Genomic DNA, 18,433 nt, shown 5'->3' on the forward strand with positions numbered 1-18,433 from the left:
GCTTTAGCGTTGGACTGCTCCGAAGCGCTCGTGGGCAACGGCCACGGCACTCTCGCGGGCCGCGGATGCCTCGTCGGCGGTCAGCGTGCGGTCATCGGCACGGAAGCGCAGGCTGAAAGCCAGCGACTTCTTGCCGTCCTCGATGCCCTTGCCCGCGTACACGTCGAAGAGTGCGACGTCCTCGAGCAGCCCGCCCGCTCCCTCGCGCAGTGCGGCCAGCACGTCTTCCGCGGGGATGTCCTGCGGCACCACGAGGGCGACGTCCTGGGTGGCCACCGGGTACGTGGAGATGTGCCGGGCGACAATCACGTCGGCGGCGGCCTCGAAGAGGGCGTCCGCGTTGAACTCGACTGCCACCGAACGCGCGGGCATGTCGTGCGCGGCAAGCAGCTTCGGGTGTAGCTCGCCGGCAAAGCCCAGGACCTCGCCGGTGCGGAGCGCCAGCTGGGCGGCCCGTCCCGGGTGGAAGGCCTGGTGCTGGCCCTGGCTGATGACGATCTCAACACCGAGCACGTCGCCGGCGATCCAGGCGATGTCAACTGCGTCGGCCCAGTCCCAGGCCCGGGGCGTGTGGCCGGCGGCGGCCGGTGAGTCGTGTCCTGTGAGGACCGCGGCGAGGTACAGCGGCTGGTCCGGGACGCCGTCGTACAGGCCATCCAGCACTTCATCGCTGGGCCTGGCACCGAGCGGCGGGATCGTGGCCGTGCCAAGCGTGTCGCCCGGCAGGAACACGAGGCCGGCCTCGAAGAGGGCCAGGTCGCGGAAGCCGCGTGAGTGGTTGCGCTTGGCGACCTCGATCAGGCCCGGCAGGATCGAGGTGCGCAGGTAGCCCTGCTCCTCGCTGATCGGGTTGGCCAGCTTGAGTGCCTTGCGCGGCGTTCCTGCCGCGGGAACGCCGAAGGTGTCATTGGCGGCCTTGGAGACGAACGGGTACGCGAGGACCTCGGTGAGTCCTGACGCGGCCAGGGCCTGGACCAGGCGCCGGCGCTGCTGCTGGACGCGGGTCAGCCCGCGTCCCGGGGGTGCCACCGGCAGGGACGCCGGGATCTGGTCGTAACCGACCAGCCGTGCGATTTCCTCGGTCAGGTCTTCCTTGGTTTCCAGGTCGTTCCGCCAGCTCGGCGCCGTCACCGTGTACCCGCCGGCGTTCCGGACGACGACGGCGCCCAGGTCCTGGAGCGAGGTGAGGATCTGGTCCTCGGTGAAGTCGATGCCGATCCGTTCCGCGGCGAAGGCTGCGGGCAGTTCGACGGCGACGGCGTCCGGTGCGGTGCCGACGTCGGTCCCCTCGGCGACGGCGGTGCCCCCGGCAAGCTCGACCAGGAGGTCAACAACCCGCTGGGCGGCGACGCCGGCCACCTGCCAGTCAACGCCGCGTTCGAAGCGCTTTGAGGCCTCGGACGGGAGCTTGTGGCGGCGGCGGGAGCGTGCGATGGACACTTCGTCGAAGTGCGCAGCCTCCACGAGGACGTTCGTGGTGGCACCGGACACCTCGGTGGCGGCACCGCCCATCACACCGGCAATGCCGATCGCACCGGAACCGTCGGTGATGAGGAGGTCCTCGACGTCGAGCGTCCGTTCCTTGCCGTCCAGCGTGGTGATCTTTTCACCGGCCGACGCCCGACGGACCACAATGTCGCCCGACAGGGTGTCCAGGTCGTAGCAGTGGGTGGGCTGGCCGAGTTCCAGCATGACGTAGTTCGAGATGTCCACCGGCAGCGAGATCGAGCGGATGCCGGCGAGCCGGAGGCGGGAGGTCATCCACGGGGGCGTGGGCTTCGTGGCGTCGACGCCGCGGACGGTGCGGGCCACAAAACGGTCGCAGCCGGGCTTGCCGTAGATCGGGGCGCCGTCGTTGAGCTTTACGCCGAAGCCGCCGGCCAGTCCCGCGGGTGCCTGGACCCTGGCGGCCGGGTCGGTGAAGGACGTGCCGGTGGCGTGCGCGTACTCGCGGGCCACCCCGCGGATGGAGAACGCATAGCCGCGGTCCGGGGTGACGTTGATTTCGGCGGCCTGGTCGTAGAGGCCCAGCAGCTCCATGGCGTCGGTGCCGATTTCCGGGTCCAGCCCGATCCTCGACAGCACCAGGATGCCGTCGTGGTCCTCGCCGATGCCGAGCTCGCGCACGGAGGCGATCATGCCGGCGGACAGGTGGCCGTAGGTCTTCCGTGCGGAGATGTGGAAGTCGCCGGGCAGCACGGCACCGGGAAGGGTGACCACCACCTTGTCGCCTTCCACGAAGTTATGGGCGCCGCAGATGATGCCCTGGACGCCGGAGGGGTCGATGCCCTCGCCGGTGAGGCTCTGCTGCTGTCCTTCGGGGACCACCCGGACCTGGCACCAGTTGATGGTTTTGCCGTTGGTCTGGGGTTCCTTGACGATGCTCAGGACCTGGCCCACCACGATGGGGCCCTGCAGGGTGTCCGTGGGCCGGTGGACTGCCTCTTCTTCAAAGCCGACCTTGACGAGGTCTGCCATCACGTCTTCGGCCGTTGCCCCGGCCGGTACCTGCGCAAATTCACGCAGCCAGGAAAGTGGGATACGCACTGTTAGATCTCCATCCCGAAGTGCTCGCTGAAACGTACGTCGCCTTCTATCATGTCGCGCATGTCGCCGACCTCGTTGCGGAACATGAGGGTCCGCTCGATGCCCATGCCGAAGGCAAAACCTGAATAGATGTCCGGATCGATGCCCGCGGCGCGGAGCACGTTGGGGTTGACCATGCCGCAGCCGCCCCATTCGATCCAGCTGGGGCCGCCCTTGGCGCCCGGGTGCCAGATGTCCAGCTCGGCGGACGGCTCGGTGAACGGGAAGTAGTTGGGGCGCAGCCGGATCTGGGCCTCGTCGCCGAACATCTGGCGCGCGAAGTGCTCCAGGGTGCCGCGGAGGTCCGCCATGCTGAGCTTCTTGTCGATGGCGAGGCCCTCGAACTGGTGGAAGACCGGGGTGTGTGTGGCGTCGAGCTCATCGGTGCGGAACACCTTGCCGGGGCACAGCACGTAGATGGGCAGATCGCGTTCCAGCATGGAGCGGACTTGTACCGGGGAGGTGTGGGTGCGCATCAGCAGGTGGGCCTCGGGCGGCTCCACGAAGAAGGTGTCCTGCATTTCGCGGGCGGGGTGGTCCGGCTTGAAGTTCAGGGCGTCGAAGTTGAACCACTCGGACTCGACCTCGGGGCCCTCGGCGATCTCCCAGCCCATGCCAACGAAGATGTCCGCGACGCGTTCCTGCAGGGTGGACAGCGGGTGGCGTGCACCGGCTCGACGGCGGCGCGGAGCTGCCGTGACATCCACGGTCTCCTCGACCAGGATGCGGGCGTCGTTCTCGGCCTCAAGCTCGGCCGTGCGGTCCGCGAGCGCCTTGTTGACGCGTCCGCGGGAGGAGCCCATGAGTTTGCCGGCGGCGGCCTTCTGGTCCTTGGACAGTCCGCCGATTTCACGGTTGGCGAGGCTCAGCGCGGACTTCTCGCCGGTGTGCGCGAGGCGCACGGCCTTGAGTTCATCGAGCGTGGAGGCGGCGGCAATGGCGGCAACGGCCTGGTCTACGGCGGCGGTGATGGCGGCTTCATCCAGGGGATTCGGGACGCCGGCGCCCGGCAAAGTTTCAGTCATCTACTGTTCTTAGCTACGAGTCGGTTCATGCCAACGGCACGGGACCTTCCTAAGGTGCAGGGACCCGCGCATTGACAAAGGGCAGGGCTCGCCACATGGCTCCGGCGGGCACTCCCCTTCAGTCTAGTTGAACGCACTCAGGTGCCCGAACGTGACGCTTCTCCCCGGGCGCCCCGCAGTGGACCGCGTCCCGCGCGGCTGCGTATTCCCGGCTGCTTGTCCCCGGCTGCGTATTCCCGGCTGCTTGTCCCGGCTGCTTGTCCCGGCTGCTTGTCCCGCAGGGCGGGGCGCCGGGCTAGCATGGCCTCATGACGCCGGGACAACGGCTGCGGCAGCTGGCCAACGTACTGAACGCAACAACCCCGCTGGGATTGTTGCTGGCCGGCTGCGCCCGCACTGCCCTCCGCCGCGGACCACACGGTCTGCTCCTGGCCACCGGCTACCGCTGGCGGCTGCCCGTGGCCGGGGCCTTCACGGTCGGCAACGTGGTGATCTTCCGTGCCGGTCCCGGCGAAGTCCTGGCCAACCCGGCGCTGCTGGGGCACGAGGAACGCCACTGCACCCAGTACGCCTGGTGCCTGGGCCTTCCCTTCCTGCCGCTGTATGTCCTCGCCGCGGGCTGGTCCCTGGTCCGGACCGGCAACCCCGGCTCGCGCAATATCTTCGAACGGCACGCCGGGCTGCAGGCCGGCGGCTATCCGGAGCCGGGCACAGGCTCCCGGCGCCGCTCCCCGACTACGGGTCCAAACAACAACGGATCCAACGCGACTACCGGGACGCGCTCCGCGGTCCCCGAACGGAACGAGGCATAACAATGACCGACAGCCCCAGGACCATCTCCGTTACGGGGACCGGCAGTGCGGAAGCCGCCCCGGACCTGCTGACCCTCTCGATCGGCGTCGAGTGCCGCCGGGAGGACGTCGGCGCGGCGTACGGTGAGGCGGGCCGTGTCTCCGCGGCCATCACGGCGGCACTGCGCGGGTACGGCGTCGCGGATCCGGGCATCACGACGTCGGGACTCAATGTCCGCGCCGAGGTGAACTGGCAGGAGGGCCGGGGGCAGGTCGTCTCGGGCTACCTGGCGTCCAGCATGCTCAGCGTCCGGATCAGGGAACTGGCATCATCGTCCGAGGTCATCGCAGCAGCGGTCGCGGCCGGCGGCAACGATGTCCGGCTCAACGGGCTGGAGCTCGGCTTTGCCGATCCCGCCGCCGTCGCCGCCCGGGCCCGCGAAGCCGCCTGGCAGGATGCCCTCACGACGGCCGGGCACTTCGCGTCGCTCGCCGGAACGTCCCTGGGCAAAGTGGTCTCGCTCGCACAGCAGTCCGGCCACCCGGCGCCGATCCCGGTAGCGAAGATGCAGCGGGCCACTGCGGTGGAGTCGCTCACGGTCGAGGCCGGCCAATCGAGCGTCACCGCCACGGTCGGCGTCGTGTGGGAACTGCTCGGCTGAGCCGGCCCGTGCCCCGCTAGTTGTACTCGGCCAGGACGTTGGTTACATGTTGAAAAGGGTGAAGACCTCTTAGGTTGGTGGTTACCACACACACCTAACGACTAAGAGGTCTTCATGGTCCACCGTAATGCCCGTCTGACTCCTGCCGGTAGAAGCATCCTTGTCCAGCGTCTTCTGGGCGGCCGTCCCGTGGCGCATGTGGCGAAGGAAATGGGTGTTTCCCGCGCATGCGCCCACCGGTGGCTCAAGCGCTATGTCGAACACGGCTGGGACGGGATGGAGGACCGGTCCTCACGCCCGCATTCGTGCCCGCACGCCACCCCCGAGGCGAAGATCGAGGACGTGCTCGCGGCTCGGGAGAAGCACCGCGAAGGCCCGGTCGAGCTGGCCGAACGCTGCAAGGTCCCGGCCCGCACGGTCTCTAGGATCATCGCCAGGGCCGGGCTGCCCCGGTTGTGGGAACTGGACCCGATCAGCGGCGAACGCATCCGGGCCGGCCGGGCCACCGACCACCGTTACGAACGCGACACCGCCGGAGAGTTGCTGCATATCGACGTCAAGAAACTCGGCGGCATAGCGAACGGCGGCGGCTGGCGGGTCCATGGCCGCAGCGAAGCCGTCAGAGGCCGCGGCATCGGGTACGACTACGTCCACGTCGCCGTGGATGACCACTCCCGCCTGGCCTACGTTGAGGTCCTGCCCGACGAGAAAGGGCCGACCTGCGCCCGGTTCCTGACCAACGCCGCGGCGTTCATGGCCGCGAACGGGGCACCGGTGCGCGAAGTCATGACCGACAACGCCCTGGCCTACATCCGGTCCGCGGACTTCGCTACGGCCATCGCGGATCTCGGCGCCAAACACCGGCGCACCAAACCGCGCAGCCCGTGGCAGAACGGCAAGGCCGAGCGGTTCAACCGCACTCTCCAGGAAGGCTGGGCCTATAAGAACGCCTATGACTCCAGCGACGACCGCACACAGGCCCTCACGGGCTGGCTAGACTTCTACAACCACCGCCGCAACCACAGCGCCCTCGGAGGACGACCACCCATCAGCAGATGTAACCAACCTGCTGGCTGAGTACAGCTAGTGCGTGGCGCCGGCGGCGATCTTCAGGTCCGCGGTCGTCGCCAGGGTGCTGCGGACGACGACGGCGAGCGCCTCGGTCAGCTGGGCCAGCGGCAGGGACGGCTGGTTGCTCCCCGCCGGCAGCTGGGCCGGCTCAAAGGGAACATGGACAAAGCCTCCCCGGGTGCCGGGACGGAGCCGCAGGGCGTGCATCAGTCCGTAGAAGACGTGGTTGCAGACGTAGGTGCCCGCGGTCTGGGACACCTCGGCGGGGATCCCCGCCGTGAGAAGGGCCGCGAGCGCCGTCTTCACCGGAAGAGTGCTGAAGTAGGCCGCGGGTCCCCCGCTGGCCACGGGCTGGTCCACGGGTGCGTTGCCGGCATTGTCCGGAATCCGCGCGTCGTCGCAGTTGATCGCGATCCGCTCCAGCGAGATCCGGGGCCGTCCGCCGGCCTGGCCTGCGCAGACCACCAGCTCCGGGCGGTGCCGTTCCAGCGCCGCTTCCAGCACGCGGATCGCGTCCCCGAAGACGCAGGGCAGCTCGACGGCCCGCGCATCGAGCCCTTCCGCCCGGAGCTCCGCCGCGGCGTCCCGTGCGGCGGACCAGGATGGGTTGGTGCTTTCGCCGCCGAACGGCTCGAACCCTGTCAGGAGAATCATGGCCCCAGCCTAACAACGCCGCCGGAGGGCCAGCCGGCGTCGCCTTGTGCGCGGTCCTGATGCGGCGGGGTCCTTGACTTAAACTCGAACATACATTCGAATAGAGCCATGAGATGGGACGCACAAGCACTCACACCGGCGCCCGGAGACAGGGCAACGGAAGGCAGTTCCCCTGGCGGCGGAGGCAACAGCTCCCCGGCCGCCCCCGCCACCGATGCGCTGCTGCCCCTGATCGGGCTGGTGCGTTCCGTGACCACCCCCGAGTTCGCCGGCGTCACTTTCCATGAGGTCACCGCCAAATCGGTGCTCAACAAGGTAGCCGCCGGTTCGCGGATGCCGTTCGAGTGGACCATCAACCCCTACCGCGGCTGCAGCCACGCCTGCGTCTATTGCTTCGCCCGGAAGAGCCACACCTACCTCGACTTCGACGCCGGGCTGGACTTTGACAGCCAGGTGGTGGTGAAGATCAACGCGGCGGACGTCCTGCGCCGGGAACTGGCCAAGCCCCCATGGGGGCGGCAGCACGTGGCCCTGGGCACCAACACGGATCCCTACCAGCGGGCAGAGGGCCGGTACCGGCTCATGCCGGGCATCATTGAAGCGCTGGCCGAATCCGGCACTCCCCTGTCCATCCTGACCAAAGGCACACTGCTGGCCAGGGACATCCCGCTGCTCAAGCACGCCGCGGCCCAGGTTCCCGTCGGCGTCGGGATCTCGCTGGCGATGACGGACGAGCGCCTCTCGGAGGCAGTGGAGCCCGGCACGCCCGGTCCGCGTGCGCGCCTGAAGCTGATCACGCGCCTCCGGGAGGCAGGACTGCCGTGCGGGGTGATGGCCATGCCGATCCTGCCGTGGCTCTCGGACAGCGACGAGGCCCTCGATTCCCTGTTCGGCTCCCTTGCTGCGGCGGGCGCCACCGGGGTGACCGCAGGAGCCCTCTACCTCAAGCCCGGAACCCGGCAGTGGTTCATGCAGTGGATCGCCAGGGAACATCCGCAGCTCGCCGGCAAGTACCGGCGGCTTTACGGCACGGGCTCCTACGCCTCCAAGGAGTACCGCGACTGGCTGTCCGGCCGCATCCGGTATTTCAAGGCCCGCCATGGCTTCTCCGGATCGCAGGGCTTCAGCCACCGCGACCTCAACGCCACTGCCGTCAGCGGCGATCCCGGCAGCAGTGATCCCAGGGACGAGGAAGCGCAGTACCCCGCCGGCAGCATCCCCGAAGCGGCAGCGTTCCCCGCCGGGCCGCGATCCGCCACGGCGGCTGCCCAGCCCACCCTGTTCTAGAGTGCCTTCACCGCGCCCAGGACCCGGGTGAGCGATTCCTTGGCGTCCCCAAACAGGAGCGTGGTCTTGGGATCAAACAGCAGCTCGTTCTCGATCCCGGCGAAGCCCGGCCGCATCGAGCGTTTGAGGAACACCACCTGACCGGCCTGCGCGACCTCCAGGATCGGCATCCCGTAGATCGGTGCCCCGGGCGTGGATTTCGCGGCAGGATTAACCACGTCGTTGGCGCCCACGATGAGTGCTATGTCGGTGTTCGGGAACTCCGGGTTGGCTTCCTCGAGCTCCTTCAGCGCCTCATAGGGAACGTTGGCCTCCGCGAGCAGCACGTTCATGTGGCCCGGCATCCGCCCGGCCACGGGGTGGATGGCAAAGACCACTTCGACGCCGCGGGCCGCCAGGGCAATGGCGAGCTCGGCGATCGTGTGCTGGCCCTGGGCCACAGCAAGCCCGTAGCCCGGAACGATCACCACCCGCTGCGCGTAACCGAGCTGGACGGCGACGTCCTCGGGCGAGGAGGAGCGCACCGGCCGGTCGCTCTGCACGGTGGATCCCGCCGTCGAGCCTCCCCGGAAGGCGCCGAACATGATGCCGGTGACGCCGCGGCCCATCGCGGACGCCATCACCTTGGTCAGGATGGTGCCGCTGGCCCCGACGAGCGTGCCGGCGACCAGCAGGAGCACGTTGCCCAGCACAATACCGGAGGCTGCGACCGCAAGGCCGGTGAAGGCGTTCAGCAGGGAGATCACGATCGGCACGTCGGCCCCGCCGACGGGCAGCACCAGCAGGAGTCCCGCCGCCAGGCCCAGAATCAACAGCGCCACAGCCCAGCCGGCTGCACCCGTGACGATCACGAGGGCGCCGGCGGCGACGGCTCCCAGCACCACGGCGCCCATCACCACCGGCATGCCGGGGAACAGCAGGGGGCGGGTGCTGATCAGCTCCTGCAGCTTGCCGACGGTCACGGCCGAGCCGGCAAAGGACACGGCGCCGACCAGCATGGTGAAGACCACGGCCAGCCGCACCCAGGGGTCGGCGCCGTGGCCGAGTTCCAGCACGGCGACCAGCGCAGCGGCCCCGCCGCCAACGCCGTTGAACAAGGCCACAAGTTGCGGCATCTGGGTCATCTGCACGCGCCGGGCCACCGGAACGGCCACGGCGGACCCGACGGCGATGGCGGCGAGGATCAGCGGGATGTTCTCCAGTTTCACGGAGAGGAACACCGTGACCACGGCCACGAGGGCGCCGGCAGCTCCGATGGCGTTGCCCCGCCGGGCGGTCCGCGGTGAGCTCAGGCCCTTCAGCGCAAGAATGAAGCAGACGGAGGCCACGAGGTAGAACAGGGACGTCCACCCGGGGCCAAGGATGCTCATGTGCCGTCCTCCCCCGCGCCGGCACCGCGCCGGGCAGGCTGCCGGCTGCCGAACATTTCCAGCATCCGGTCCGTGACGACGAAGCCGCCGACCAGGTTGGCCGTTGCCAGCACCACTGCGATGAGGGCGACCGTGAGTAGCCAGGGGTCATCCGCCTGGCCGGCCACGATGATGGCGCCAACCAGGATGATGCCGTGGATGGCGTTGGCACCGGACATCAGCGGGGTATGCAGCTTGCTCGTCACCTTGGAGACGACTTCGAAGCCGACGAAGACGGCGAGCACCACCACCGTGAGCAGCGTGATCGGATCCATCATGTGAGGGCCTCCAGTGCTTCGGCGGTGGCGGCATGCCGGACGGAGCCGCCGTGGGTCAGGCAGGCGCCGGCAACCACTTCGTCGTCGAAGTCCGGGACAACTTTGCCGTCGGCGGTCATCAGGGCCAGGAGGTTCGCGACGTTCTTGGCGAATAGACGGGAAGCATCGGAAGGCATCGCGGAGGCGGCGTCCTGCAGGCCCACCAGGGTGACGGAACCGCCGTCGACCGGGATCTGGAGGTCCCGCCCCGCAATGACTCCTTCGACGTTGCCGCCGGATTCCGCCGCAAGGTCGACGACGACCGAACCCGCCCGCATGCCGGCCACCATCCCGGCCGTCACCAGCAGGGGAGCCGCGCGGCCGGGGATGGCCGCCGTCGTGATCAGGACGTCCGCAGCGGCAACATGCGGGGCCAGCAGTGCGCGCTGGCGTTTGGCCCGGTCCTCGCCCAGCTCACGGGCGTAGCCGCCACTTCCCTCCGCTGTTTGGCTGTCGAGGTCCAGGTGGATGAACGTGCCTCCCATCGAGGCAACCTCGTCGGCGGAGGCTGCCCGGATGTCGTTGGCGGAGACCCGCGCGCCCAGGCGTTTCGCGGTGCCGATCGCCTGCAGCCCGGCGACGCCGGCGCCCAGGACCAGCACACGTGCGGGCGGAATCGTTCCGGCGGCCGTCATGTAGAGCGGGAAGAACCTCGGGTAGCGCAGGGCCGCCTCCAGAACGGCGCGGTAGCCGGAGACCAGCGATTGCGAACTGAGCGCGTCCATCGACTGGGCCCGGGAGATGCGCGGCACCAACTCAAGCGCGAAGGAGGTCACCCCCGCGGCGGCGAGGGCGCCCACGCCGGGCAGTTCCGAGCCCGGGGAGGCGAACCCGATGGTGATGGTTCCGGGCCGGAGCCCGGCGGCGGTTTCCGGTTCGAGCGGGCGGACGTGCAGCAGGACATCCAGCGATTCGGCAGGCAGTTCGAGAACGATCGACGCTCCGGCTGCGGCGAAGGCGGCGTCCCCGTACCCGGCCGCGGTGCCCGCATGGCTCTCCACCGCCACGTCCAGGCCGAGAGCCATGAGTTGCTGCACCGTTTCCGGCGTGGCGGCAACCCGCCGCTCCCCTGCTCGTTGCTCCCGCCTGACACCGACCCGCACGGGCTGCTCCTCTCGATTCGCTTCAGCGTAGTCACATGCGCAACGCTTTGGCGAGAGGTGGAGCCGCGCCCGCCGGGAGCTCAGCCCCGGTTGGCGGGCACGGCGTTGAAATCCGGGACCTGTAGCCGGTCCAGCAGTTCCTCGACAATCGGCAGGTCAGCCGGGATCCAGGGCAGGGCCAGTACCTCGTCGCGGTTCCGGATGTTGATCCAGCGCAGTTCATCGTGGTCCTGCAGGGGGTGGGGTACGCCGTCGAGCAGTTCCGCGAACCACACCCGCATCGCGGCGCGCTCGTTAAGCGGCCAGCCGTCCGCGGATCCGCCGTCCGCTGATCCACTGTCCAGTTCGGCGCCCAGACGCACACTCACTCCAAGTTCTTCGAGCAGCTCGCGGTGCAGGGCCTGCTCGGCCGTCTCGCCGGACTCGACCTTGCCGCCGGGGAACTCCCACATGCCGGCAAACTGCGGGGGCGCCGTCCGCCGCGCCACCAGCATCCTGCCGGGGGCGGCCAGGGAATCCAGTACGGCGCCGCCTACGACGCTGATGAGTCCAGTCACGCCCCTAAGTCTAGGGGCGGCCCTCGCTTAGGGGAGAATGGAAGGGGCCGCCATCGGCGAGGACCCGGAATACCGGGCGTGCCCGCCCGGTTAGACAAACCAGACCACAAATCCGATTTATCTTGCCGCATTCTCCTGGCTCCAGCCTGGAACGTCACCGAAAAGCAGACGAATGACAACCACCGCACAAGCCCCGGCCACGCCGAAGACCGGCACCCGCCATCTTGCCCTTGCCATCATTTCCCTTGCCATGGGCGGATTCGGCATCGGCACCACGGAGTTCACCATGATGGGCCTGCTCAAGGAGGTGGAGCAGGGGCTCAACATCAGCACCCCGGAAGCCGGCCACCTGATCTCGGCCTATGCACTCGGTGTGGTGATCGGAGCGCCGCTGCTGGCCGCCGTCGGCGCCAAAATGCCGCGGAAGTATCTTGGCCTGGGGCTCATGCTGTTCTTCAGCATCGCAAACCTCACTTCTTTCATCGCCCCGGACTACGGCACCATGCTGGTGTCCCGCTTCGCTGCCGGGCTGCCCCACGGGGCCTTCTTCGGCGTTGCAGCCGTGATCGCGGCGTCACTGGTCGCCCCGACCAAGCGCGGCTGGGCCATTTCGATGGTGATGGCCGGGCTGACCGTCTCCAACGTCATCGGCGTCCCCTTCGGCACCTGGGTGGGGCAAACGTATGGCTGGCGGCTGCTGTTCCTGCTGGTGGGCGTGATCGGCATTCTCACCCTCGTGATGCTCTGGAAGTTCCTGCCGTTCCAGAAGCCGCACGCCGATGCGAGCTTCCGCCGCGAACTGGGCGCCCTCAAGCGGCTCCAGGTCTGGCTGGCGATCCTGATCGGCATCGTCGGCTTCGGCGGTTTCTTCGCCACGTATACCTACATCGCCCACACCATGACCTCCGTGGCGGGCATCCCCGCGGCCTGGTTGCCGCTGGTCGTCGCGCTCTACGGCCTGGGCATGGTGGCCGGCAACATCGTTGGCGGCCGGATCGCGGACAAGTCCGTGATGGGAACGATCTACTGGGTACTGCCCGGCATTGCCGTGGCGCTCGTGGTCTATGCCGTGGCCGTGCACTGGCCGTGGTCGGCGTACGTGATGGTCTTCGTCGTGGGCGGCGCAGGCTCCTTGCTGGTCCCGGCCCTGCAGACCCGGCTGCTGGATGCCTCCCCGGATGCCCCCTCGCTGGCCTCCTCGCTCAACCATGCGGCCCTCAATGTCGCCAACGCCCTGGGTGCTTTCCTCGGCGGCCTCGTGATCGCATGGGGCTGGGGCTACGTCGCGCCCGCCCTCGTCGGGGCCGTGCTGGCCGTCCTTGGCCTCGGGGTCGCCCTCGTCAGCGGACTCGTGGAACGCAAGCGGCCCCTGGTCCGGTAGCCCGCGCTGCGGCTGCCGGACCAGGGGCCCTCGTGTCTGTGCCCGGCCGGACCCTTGCCGGGCCAGGGCGGCACCGGTTACGGTGCGCTGACGCGCTGCACGTCCGGTTCCAGGTAGATGACCCGGGCGATCGAAACAGCCGCGCGGATCCGTGTCTCGGCGCCGTCGATCGCCTGGGCGATTTCCTGGCCCGTATCGGAGCGGCCGATGCTGATCTTGGCTGCGACCAGCAGTTCCTCCGGGCCCAGGTGCAGGGTCTTGAGGTGGATGATCGTGGTGCCGTCGGATTCGATGGCCGCCCGGATCTTGGCGACGTCGTCCTTGGTGGCTGATTCACCGAGCAGCCGCGACTTGGTCTCGATGGCGAGCACGGCGGCGATGGCCACAAGCAGGAAGCCGATCATCGCGGTACCCAGGGCATCCCAGATTCCGTTTCCGGTGAGGAGGGTCAGGCTCACGCCGAAGAGCGCGAAGACCAGGCCCAGGAGGGCGCCGAAGTCCTCGAGCAGGATGACGGGAAGCTCCGGCTGCTTGGCACTGCGGATGAACCTGACCCAGGTCTGCTTGCCGCGGATGTGGTTGGATTCGATGATCGCGGTCCGGAACGAGTAGGACTCGGCGATGATGGCGCCGACAAGTACGGCGAGCGGCACCCACCAGAACGCACCCTCGATGGCGTGCGGGTGCTGGAGCTTTCCCCACGCTTCGTACAGGGCAAACAGGCCGCCCACGCTGAACAGCACGATCGAGACGATGAAGGCGTAGATGTAACGCTCGCGCCCGTAGCCGAAGGGGTGCTCCGGGCTCGCCGCCCGCTGGGCACGCTTGCCGCCCACGAGCAGGAGGAGCCGGTTGCCGGAGTCCGCGAGCGAGTGGATCGCTTCGGCCAGCATTGATGAGGAAAACGTCAGGAAATACGCGACGAATTTCAGGACGGCGATGGTCAGGTTGGCAGCAAGCGCTGCAACAATCGCCTTGGTACCGCCATTTGCAGCCAGAGAGCTTCTCCTTAGGGGTTCGACCGGGTGGTGGACTCCGGCCGGTTCCTGCGCCCACAAGGAATACCGTACCCGCTATCATCCCGCCCGAGGCACCGCAGACAGCCCCCGCGCACAGCACGATACGTCGCGGGCCGGGCGGCCCGGCTGGCACGCAACACTGCAGGTCACAGGGCAGGTAACGATTGGGGGTGATCCTGCTGACAAGCAAACCCGCCTATGTTAGCTTGAAGCCATAATCGGGATCCACCATTTGGATGCCGACGAATATGTAGGAGGAGTAATGGGCTTTCTAGGCTGGATCATTCTCGGACTCATAGTAGGTGCAATCGTTAAGGCAATCATGCCTGGCAAGGTCGGCGGCGGCTGGGTCACCAGCCTCGTGCTCGGCGTTGTCGGTGCAGTTGTCGGCGGGTGGATCGGCGACCTGCTGTTCGGCGGCGGCAAGATGGAATTCTGGAATCTTGGTTCCTGGATCCTGGCCATTGTCGGCGGCCTGGTGGTTGCCGGCGTCTACGGCGCAATCACGGGACGGAACAAGACAACTTAGGCAACTTAACTGCACAGGTACGACGGCGGGGGCCCACCTTTCGGTGGACCCCCGCCGTACTTTTTTGCTCATACAGGGGACCGGTGGGCGGTCCCGTGAGGCTAGCTTTGCGGCATTCCGCCGTCCTGCTGCGAACGGGCGCTGGCGTAGAGGCAAACGGTCGCCGCGGTACCGAGGTTGAGGCTCTCGGCAGCGCCGTACACGGGTACGGCCACCCGGTGGTCGGCCAGCGCGAGTTCCTCCTCGGACAGGCCCTGGGCCTCGTTGCCGAACAGCCACGCTGTCGGGTTCTCCAGCGCATACCCGGCATCCTGGGCCGGTGCGCCCAGCCGGCGGGCGGCGTTCTGGTCCTGCAGCCGGTCCAGGTTGAGCTGGCCGTAGCCGTCGGCGGCCAGCACGCCGATGCCGCGTTCCTTGCAGCGGGCCACGGTCTCCTCGATCCCGGCGCCGAGGACCACGGGCAGGTGGAAAAGGGATCCCGCCGTCGACCGCACGGCCTTGGGGTTGTAGATGTCAACGCTGGACGCCGTCAGGACGACGGCGTCTGCGCCGGCCGCGTCGGCGGCGCGCAGCACGGTGCCGGCGTTGCCGGGGTCGCGGACCTCGCACAACACGGCAACCAGCCGCGGGCCGGCGTCGAGCACCTGTTCGAGGCTGACATCCAGGAAGCCGCAGACCGCGAGAATGCCCTGCGGGGTGACCGTGTCCGCCATCGCGGCGAGTACTTCGTCGGTGGCGAGGTAGGCGGTGGTGCCCTCCGCCAGCGTCTCCAGGTCCGGGTGCCGGTCCAGGCAGGACTCGCTCGCGTAGACCTCATAGACGATGCCGGGCTGCCCCGCGGCGATCCTCTTCTGATGGAGGACAAGGGCTTCCCGGACCGCCTGCGGCCCCTCCGCCAGGAACTCGCGGCGCTTTAAACGGGCCGGGCGCCCGGCAAGCTGTGCCACCTTCCTCACCCGATCAGCTCGAGGATTGGAAAGTGGAAAGTCTTGCGGGCGCCCGGTTTCGTTCATACAAGAACCTTAGTGGCTTTTCCGGCCGGCTCTTGAACGACGCAGTTCGTGAACTGCCTCAGGTACTACTCGGCAGCCTTGTCAGCGGCAGGCTTCTTGGCGGCCGGCTTCTTGGCCGGGGCCTTCTTCGCAGCAGGCTTCTTGGCGGCCGGAGCAGCCTCAGCCTGGACGGCCGGAGCGGACGTGTCGGCGGGCAGGGCGTCCTTGGCGATCTTGACCAGCGCGGCGAAGGCGTTGGCGTCGGAAACGGCCAGCTCGGCCAGCATACGGCGGTCAACCTCGACCTCAGCGGCCTTCAGGCCCTGGATCAGACGGTTGTAGGTCAGGCCGTTGGCGCGGGATGCAGCGTTAATGCGCTGGATCCACAGGCGGCGGAAGTCGCCCTTCTTCTTCTTGCGGTCGCCGTAGCTGTACACAAACGAGTGCAGCAGCTGCTCTTTGGCCTTGCGGTACAGGCGTGAACGCTGTCCACGGTAGCCCTTTGCGCGCTCAAGGATAACCCGGCGCTTCTTGTGGGCGTTGACCGCCCTCTTCACACGTGCCACGTGCGTACTCCTTCGAAAATCTGATCCCAAGCATCTACTGCCGGAACAACCGGCTGGCCTGAGAAGCCTTTTTGGTAGTTGACCGCTGCCAGGTGGCAACAGTCAGAGAACTTGGAACTTAGATGCCGAGCATCTTCCGGATGACCTTGGCGTCGCCCTTGAAGACGATCTTGTCGCCGGCAAGGCGACGGGTCAGCCTGGAGGACTTGTGCTCGAGGTAGTGGCGGCGGTTGGCCTGCTGGCGGCGCAGCTTGCCGCTGCCGGTCAGCTTGAAGCGCTTCTTAGCACCACTGTGGGTCTTCATCTTCGGCATGGGAACCGATCTCCTTACGTATCCGCAGACAGGGTCTGCAGTCTTTCGTGCAGCCGCCCCTGCGGGCGGCGTGCTGGTTGCTTGCTGCCGGACATTGCTGTCCGGCAGCCCTGAACTAGTTGGTCTTCTTGGTGCCCGGCTTGGCGGCGGCCTTCGGGGCAGCCGGCCGTGCAGCAGGCTTCGGCGCCGCGGGACGCGGGACCGGCTTCGGTGCAGCAACCGGCTTCGGTGCTGCCGCCGGAGCGGCCTTTTCAGCCTCGGGAGCCTTGGCGGCTTCCGGAACCTTGACGGCGGCCTTGGGCGCTGCGGGCGCCTTGGCTACTGCCGGCTTGGCAGCGGCCTTCGGAGCCTCAGCCTTCGGAGCTTCAGTCTTCGGAGCTTCGCGCTTCGGGGCGGCCTTGGGGGCCTCCTGCTTCGGCGCTTCCTGGACGGGAGCCTTCGCTGCCGGGGCTTCCTCGGCCTTGGCCTCGGCGGCCGGGGCCTCCGCGGCTGCCGTTTCTTCGACTGCGGCCTTTCCGGCCGGGGCCTCGACGACGGCGGGTGCTCCCGTTGCCGGAGCCTCCGCTGCAGCGGCCTCAGGCTCGGGTGCCTCAGTCCGGACCTGGTAGCCCTCCGGAAGAAGGTCGGCGAGCGACTGCGTCAGTGGCGCCTCAGGACCGGACGTGTCCACACGGCCGCCGCCTGTTGCCTTGGCTTCGTTCTCGGCCTTGGCTTCCGCACGCTGCGATGCGCGGCGGGCCTCTGCCTTGGCTTCTGCCTTGTTCTTCAGGGGTCCGACCACCATGACCATGTTGCGGCCATCGATCCGCGGGCTGGATTCCACAACGCCGACTTCAGCGACGTCGTCCGCGAAGCGCTGGAGCAGGCGAATGCCCATCTCGGGGCGCTGCTGCTCACGGCCGCGGAACTGGATCATGGCCTTGACCTTGTCACCGGCGCCGAGGAAGCGGAGCGCGTGGCCGCGCTTCGTCTCGTAGTCGTGGGTGTCGATCTTCAGGCGGAAGCGGATTTCCTTCAGGACCGTGTTGGTCTGGTTCTTCCGGGCTTCACGTGCCTTGACCGCGGCTTCGTACTTGTACTTGCCGAAGTCCATCAGCTTGCACACCGGAGGCTTGGCCTGCGGTGCAACTTCAACGAGATCAAGATCGGACTCGGCAGCCAAACGCAGGGCATCCTCAATACGGACAACGCCTACTTGCTCGCCTGCAGGGCCGACCAGCCGCACCTCGGGGACGCGGATACGCTCATTGATTCTTGGCTCGCTAATGTTAAAGCTCCTGTGTTCGTGAGGGGTATTCCACCGGCAAAAAGAGAAGGCCCCCAATTGCCGGAGCAATCGAAGGCCTCGAAGATCGGAGCTGCCTGCCTCGTGTGAGGTTGCATACATCCCACCAGGCTTACGCCCGGGAAGAATGCCCGACCAGGTACCCGGCAACCTTAGCTTCTTGCGAAGCTTCCCGAAGGAGAGCGGCTGACGCGGGTGGGAGAGAACTCCGCTTGCAAACTGAAAGTCGATTCTACAGAAGAAATCCCGTCCGGCGCACCTGCATGACGGGCATGTCGGTTGCGGACGGGTTCCGCCGTCATCCGCTGCAGTAGTTCTGAAACGCAGTTGATATTGAACTGCAGTAGAACTGAAACGAAATAACGACAATCAGTCGGTCTGTGACAAGCTTACCAGCATGAGCACAGCAGATAGTAATTCACACGTTTACGAGCCCGCCGGCGTCCAGGCCGACGTCTCACAGCAGATCCGCGACATCTCCGAGGTGCCCGCGATCGAGGTCATCACCACCGCCGCCGTGCACCTCATGAGCGCCGCCGCCGTAAAACTCGGCCTCGCCGCCGAGGAGAACGCCGAAGAGCTCAAGGACCTTGACGAGGCCCGCAAGCTGATCACGGCCCTGGCCGGGCTGGTCACCGCCGCGGCGCCCGAGATCGGTTCCCAGCACGCCGGACCGTTGCGCGACGGACTGCGTTCCCTGCAGCTGGCCTTCCGTGAGGAGTCCATCATTCCGGATGCGCCGGGCAAGGGCCCGGGCGAGAAGTACACCGGCCCGGTGAACTAGGCACAAACAGCAGGCCAGCTACAACGCGGCGGCGGGCGGACCACATCGGTCCGCCCGCCGCCGTCGTTAACGTCGTTACCGCCTGGACGGCGGGTGCGGTCC

Annotated in this window: 19 protein-coding genes; 7 read left to right on the forward strand and 12 right to left on the reverse strand. The window is 67.7% G+C overall.

All coding sequences use genetic code 11. The features are described 5' to 3' along the window. Window positions 1–3: 3 nt before the first annotated feature. Window positions 4–2,547 carry a phenylalanine--tRNA ligase subunit beta gene (gene pheT / locus GXK59_RS10705; protein ID WP_160666649.1) on the reverse strand — a complete coding sequence of 848 codons (2,544 nt, stop codon included), beginning with the start codon at window positions 2,545–2,547 and terminating at the stop codon, window positions 4–6. A gap of 2 nt (window positions 2,548–2,549) precedes the next feature. After that, window positions 2,550–3,611: a phenylalanine--tRNA ligase subunit alpha gene (pheS, locus tag GXK59_RS10710; protein ID WP_160666651.1), complete on the reverse strand. Its 1,062-nt coding sequence runs from the start codon at window positions 3,609–3,611 to the stop codon at window positions 2,550–2,552. Window positions 3,612–3,919: 308 nt separating this feature from the next. Here pheS and GXK59_RS10715 point away from each other — a divergent pair, with 308 nt between their 5' ends. The 3 genes from GXK59_RS10715 (at window position 3,920) to GXK59_RS10725 (ending at window position 6,141) form a co-directional block, all read left to right on the forward strand. Continuing rightward, complete coding sequence (locus GXK59_RS10715; protein WP_237393857.1) at window positions 3,920–4,423, forward strand: hypothetical protein; 504 nt, start codon at window positions 3,920–3,922, stop codon at window positions 4,421–4,423. Between the two features lie 2 nt (window positions 4,424–4,425). Further along, a complete protein-coding gene (locus GXK59_RS10720) occupies window positions 4,426–5,064 on the forward strand; it encodes an SIMPL domain-containing protein (RefSeq protein WP_160666653.1) in 639 nt (212 codons plus the stop codon). A 114-nt stretch (window positions 5,065–5,178) separates the two neighbouring features. Beyond that, the gene (locus GXK59_RS10725; protein WP_160663676.1) at window positions 5,179–6,141 is read left to right on the forward strand and encodes an IS481 family transposase; all 963 of its coding nucleotides are present in this window, start codon (window positions 5,179–5,181) and stop codon (window positions 6,139–6,141) included. 6 nt (window positions 6,142–6,147) lie between these two features. On the opposite strand, the gene pcp is transcribed toward GXK59_RS10725, so the two are convergent. Next, window positions 6,148–6,789, reverse strand: coding sequence for a pyroglutamyl-peptidase I (pcp, locus tag GXK59_RS10730; protein WP_160666655.1), 642 nt, complete (start codon window positions 6,787–6,789; stop codon window positions 6,148–6,150). 108 nt (window positions 6,790–6,897) lie between these two features. On the opposite strand from pcp, the gene GXK59_RS10735 reads away from it, so the two are divergent. Beyond that, window positions 6,898–8,076 carry an Rv2578c family radical SAM protein gene (locus GXK59_RS10735; RefSeq protein ID WP_160666657.1) on the forward strand — a complete coding sequence of 393 codons (1,179 nt, stop codon included), beginning with the start codon at window positions 6,898–6,900 and terminating at the stop codon, window positions 8,074–8,076. On the opposite strand, the gene GXK59_RS10740 is transcribed toward GXK59_RS10735, so the two are convergent. The 4 genes from GXK59_RS10740 to GXK59_RS10755 all read right to left on the reverse strand — a co-directional run bounded on the left by GXK59_RS10740 (window position 8,073) and on the right by GXK59_RS10755 (window position 11,462). Beyond that, complete coding sequence (locus GXK59_RS10740) at window positions 8,073–9,446, reverse strand: NAD(P)(+) transhydrogenase (Re/Si-specific) subunit beta (RefSeq protein WP_160666659.1); 1,374 nt, start codon at window positions 9,444–9,446, stop codon at window positions 8,073–8,075. The two genes, GXK59_RS10735 and GXK59_RS10740, sit on opposite strands and share 4 nt — an antisense overlap. Then, window positions 9,443–9,760 carry an NAD(P) transhydrogenase subunit alpha gene (locus tag GXK59_RS10745; protein ID WP_160669101.1) on the reverse strand — a complete coding sequence of 106 codons (318 nt, stop codon included), beginning with the start codon at window positions 9,758–9,760 and terminating at the stop codon, window positions 9,443–9,445. Before GXK59_RS10745 ends, GXK59_RS10740 begins: the two co-directional genes overlap by 4 nt. After that, window positions 9,760–10,905 carry a Re/Si-specific NAD(P)(+) transhydrogenase subunit alpha gene (locus GXK59_RS10750; RefSeq protein ID WP_160666661.1) on the reverse strand — a complete coding sequence of 382 codons (1,146 nt, stop codon included), beginning with the start codon at window positions 10,903–10,905 and terminating at the stop codon, window positions 9,760–9,762. The genes GXK59_RS10745 and GXK59_RS10750 overlap by 1 nt, the downstream gene beginning before the upstream one ends. Window positions 10,906–10,985: 80 nt before the next feature. Then, the gene (locus GXK59_RS10755) at window positions 10,986–11,462 is read right to left on the reverse strand and encodes a (deoxy)nucleoside triphosphate pyrophosphohydrolase (RefSeq protein ID WP_160666663.1); all 477 of its coding nucleotides are present in this window, start codon (window positions 11,460–11,462) and stop codon (window positions 10,986–10,988) included. 172 nt (window positions 11,463–11,634) lie between these two features. On the opposite strand from GXK59_RS10755, the gene GXK59_RS10760 reads away from it, so the two are divergent. Continuing rightward, window positions 11,635–12,843, forward strand: a complete 1,209-nt coding sequence (locus GXK59_RS10760; RefSeq protein WP_160666665.1) for an MFS transporter — start codon at window positions 11,635–11,637, stop codon at window positions 12,841–12,843. 77 nt (window positions 12,844–12,920) lie between these two features. Here GXK59_RS10760 and GXK59_RS10765 read toward each other — a convergent pair whose 3' ends face one another. Continuing rightward, window positions 12,921–13,841, reverse strand: coding sequence for a cation diffusion facilitator family transporter (locus GXK59_RS10765; RefSeq protein WP_160669102.1), 921 nt, complete (start codon window positions 13,839–13,841; stop codon window positions 12,921–12,923). A 283-nt stretch (window positions 13,842–14,124) separates the two neighbouring features. Here GXK59_RS10765 and GXK59_RS10770 point away from each other — a divergent pair, with 283 nt between their 5' ends. Continuing rightward, window positions 14,125–14,391, forward strand: a complete 267-nt coding sequence (locus GXK59_RS10770) for a GlsB/YeaQ/YmgE family stress response membrane protein (RefSeq protein WP_160666667.1) — start codon at window positions 14,125–14,127, stop codon at window positions 14,389–14,391. Between the two features lie 101 nt (window positions 14,392–14,492). Here the strand turns inward: GXK59_RS10770 and GXK59_RS10775 are convergent, their stop codons facing one another. From GXK59_RS10775 to infC, 4 genes are all read right to left on the reverse strand, one after another. Next, window positions 14,493–15,404, reverse strand: a complete 912-nt coding sequence (locus tag GXK59_RS10775; RefSeq protein WP_160666669.1) for a TrmH family RNA methyltransferase — start codon at window positions 15,402–15,404, stop codon at window positions 14,493–14,495. Window positions 15,405–15,469: 65 nt separating this feature from the next. Continuing rightward, window positions 15,470–15,949: a 50S ribosomal protein L20 gene (gene rplT / locus GXK59_RS10780; RefSeq protein WP_160666671.1), complete on the reverse strand. Its 480-nt coding sequence runs from the start codon at window positions 15,947–15,949 to the stop codon at window positions 15,470–15,472. Window positions 15,950–16,067: 118 nt separating this feature from the next. After that, window positions 16,068–16,262 (reverse strand): 50S ribosomal protein L35, encoded by a 195-nt coding sequence (gene rpmI, locus GXK59_RS10785; RefSeq protein WP_009358635.1) that lies wholly within the window; start codon window positions 16,260–16,262, stop codon window positions 16,068–16,070. A gap of 115 nt (window positions 16,263–16,377) precedes the next feature. Then, a complete protein-coding gene (infC, locus tag GXK59_RS10790) occupies window positions 16,378–17,487 on the reverse strand; it encodes a translation initiation factor IF-3 (RefSeq protein WP_237393858.1) in 1,110 nt (369 codons plus the stop codon). Window positions 17,488–17,944: 457 nt separating this feature from the next. On the opposite strand from infC, the gene GXK59_RS10795 reads away from it, so the two are divergent. Further along, entirely contained in the window at window positions 17,945–18,331 is a 387-nt protein-coding gene (locus tag GXK59_RS10795; protein WP_160666675.1) for a DUF1844 domain-containing protein, read from the forward strand. Window positions 18,332–18,433 lie beyond the last annotated feature (102 nt).

It is taken from the genome of Pseudarthrobacter sp. ATCC 49987 (assembly GCF_009928425.1).
In the GTDB taxonomy this organism is placed as follows: domain Bacteria; phylum Actinomycetota; class Actinomycetes; order Actinomycetales; family Micrococcaceae; genus Arthrobacter.

Coding starts and splice junctions, on each gene's coding strand:
- GXK59_RS10760 (WP_160666665.1), top strand. CDS start 11,635: ATGACAACCACCGCACAAGCCCCGGCCACGCCGAAGACCGGCACCCGC.
- pcp (WP_160666655.1), bottom strand. CDS start 6,789: ATGATTCTCCTGACAGGGTTCGAGCCGTTCGGCGGCGAAAGCACCAAC.
- GXK59_RS10715 (WP_237393857.1), top strand. CDS start 3,920: ATGACGCCGGGACAACGGCTGCGGCAGCTGGCCAACGTACTGAACGCA.
- GXK59_RS10735 (WP_160666657.1), top strand. CDS start 6,898: ATGAGATGGGACGCACAAGCACTCACACCGGCGCCCGGAGACAGGGCA.
- rpmI (WP_009358635.1), bottom strand. CDS start 16,262: ATGCCGAAGATGAAGACCCACAGTGGTGCTAAGAAGCGCTTCAAGCTG.
- GXK59_RS10740 (WP_160666659.1), bottom strand. CDS start 9,446: ATGAGCATCCTTGGCCCCGGGTGGACGTCCCTGTTCTACCTCGTGGCC.
- GXK59_RS10770 (WP_160666667.1), top strand. CDS start 14,125: ATGGGCTTTCTAGGCTGGATCATTCTCGGACTCATAGTAGGTGCAATC.
- GXK59_RS10795 (WP_160666675.1), top strand. CDS start 17,945: ATGAGCACAGCAGATAGTAATTCACACGTTTACGAGCCCGCCGGCGTC.
- GXK59_RS10720 (WP_160666653.1), top strand. CDS start 4,426: ATGACCGACAGCCCCAGGACCATCTCCGTTACGGGGACCGGCAGTGCG.
- GXK59_RS10725 (WP_160663676.1), top strand. CDS start 5,179: ATGGTCCACCGTAATGCCCGTCTGACTCCTGCCGGTAGAAGCATCCTT.
- pheS (WP_160666651.1), bottom strand. CDS start 3,611: ATGACTGAAACTTTGCCGGGCGCCGGCGTCCCGAATCCCCTGGATGAA.
- GXK59_RS10745 (WP_160669101.1), bottom strand. CDS start 9,760: ATGGATCCGATCACGCTGCTCACGGTGGTGGTGCTCGCCGTCTTCGTC.
- GXK59_RS10775 (WP_160666669.1), bottom strand. CDS start 15,404: ATGAACGAAACCGGGCGCCCGCAAGACTTTCCACTTTCCAATCCTCGA.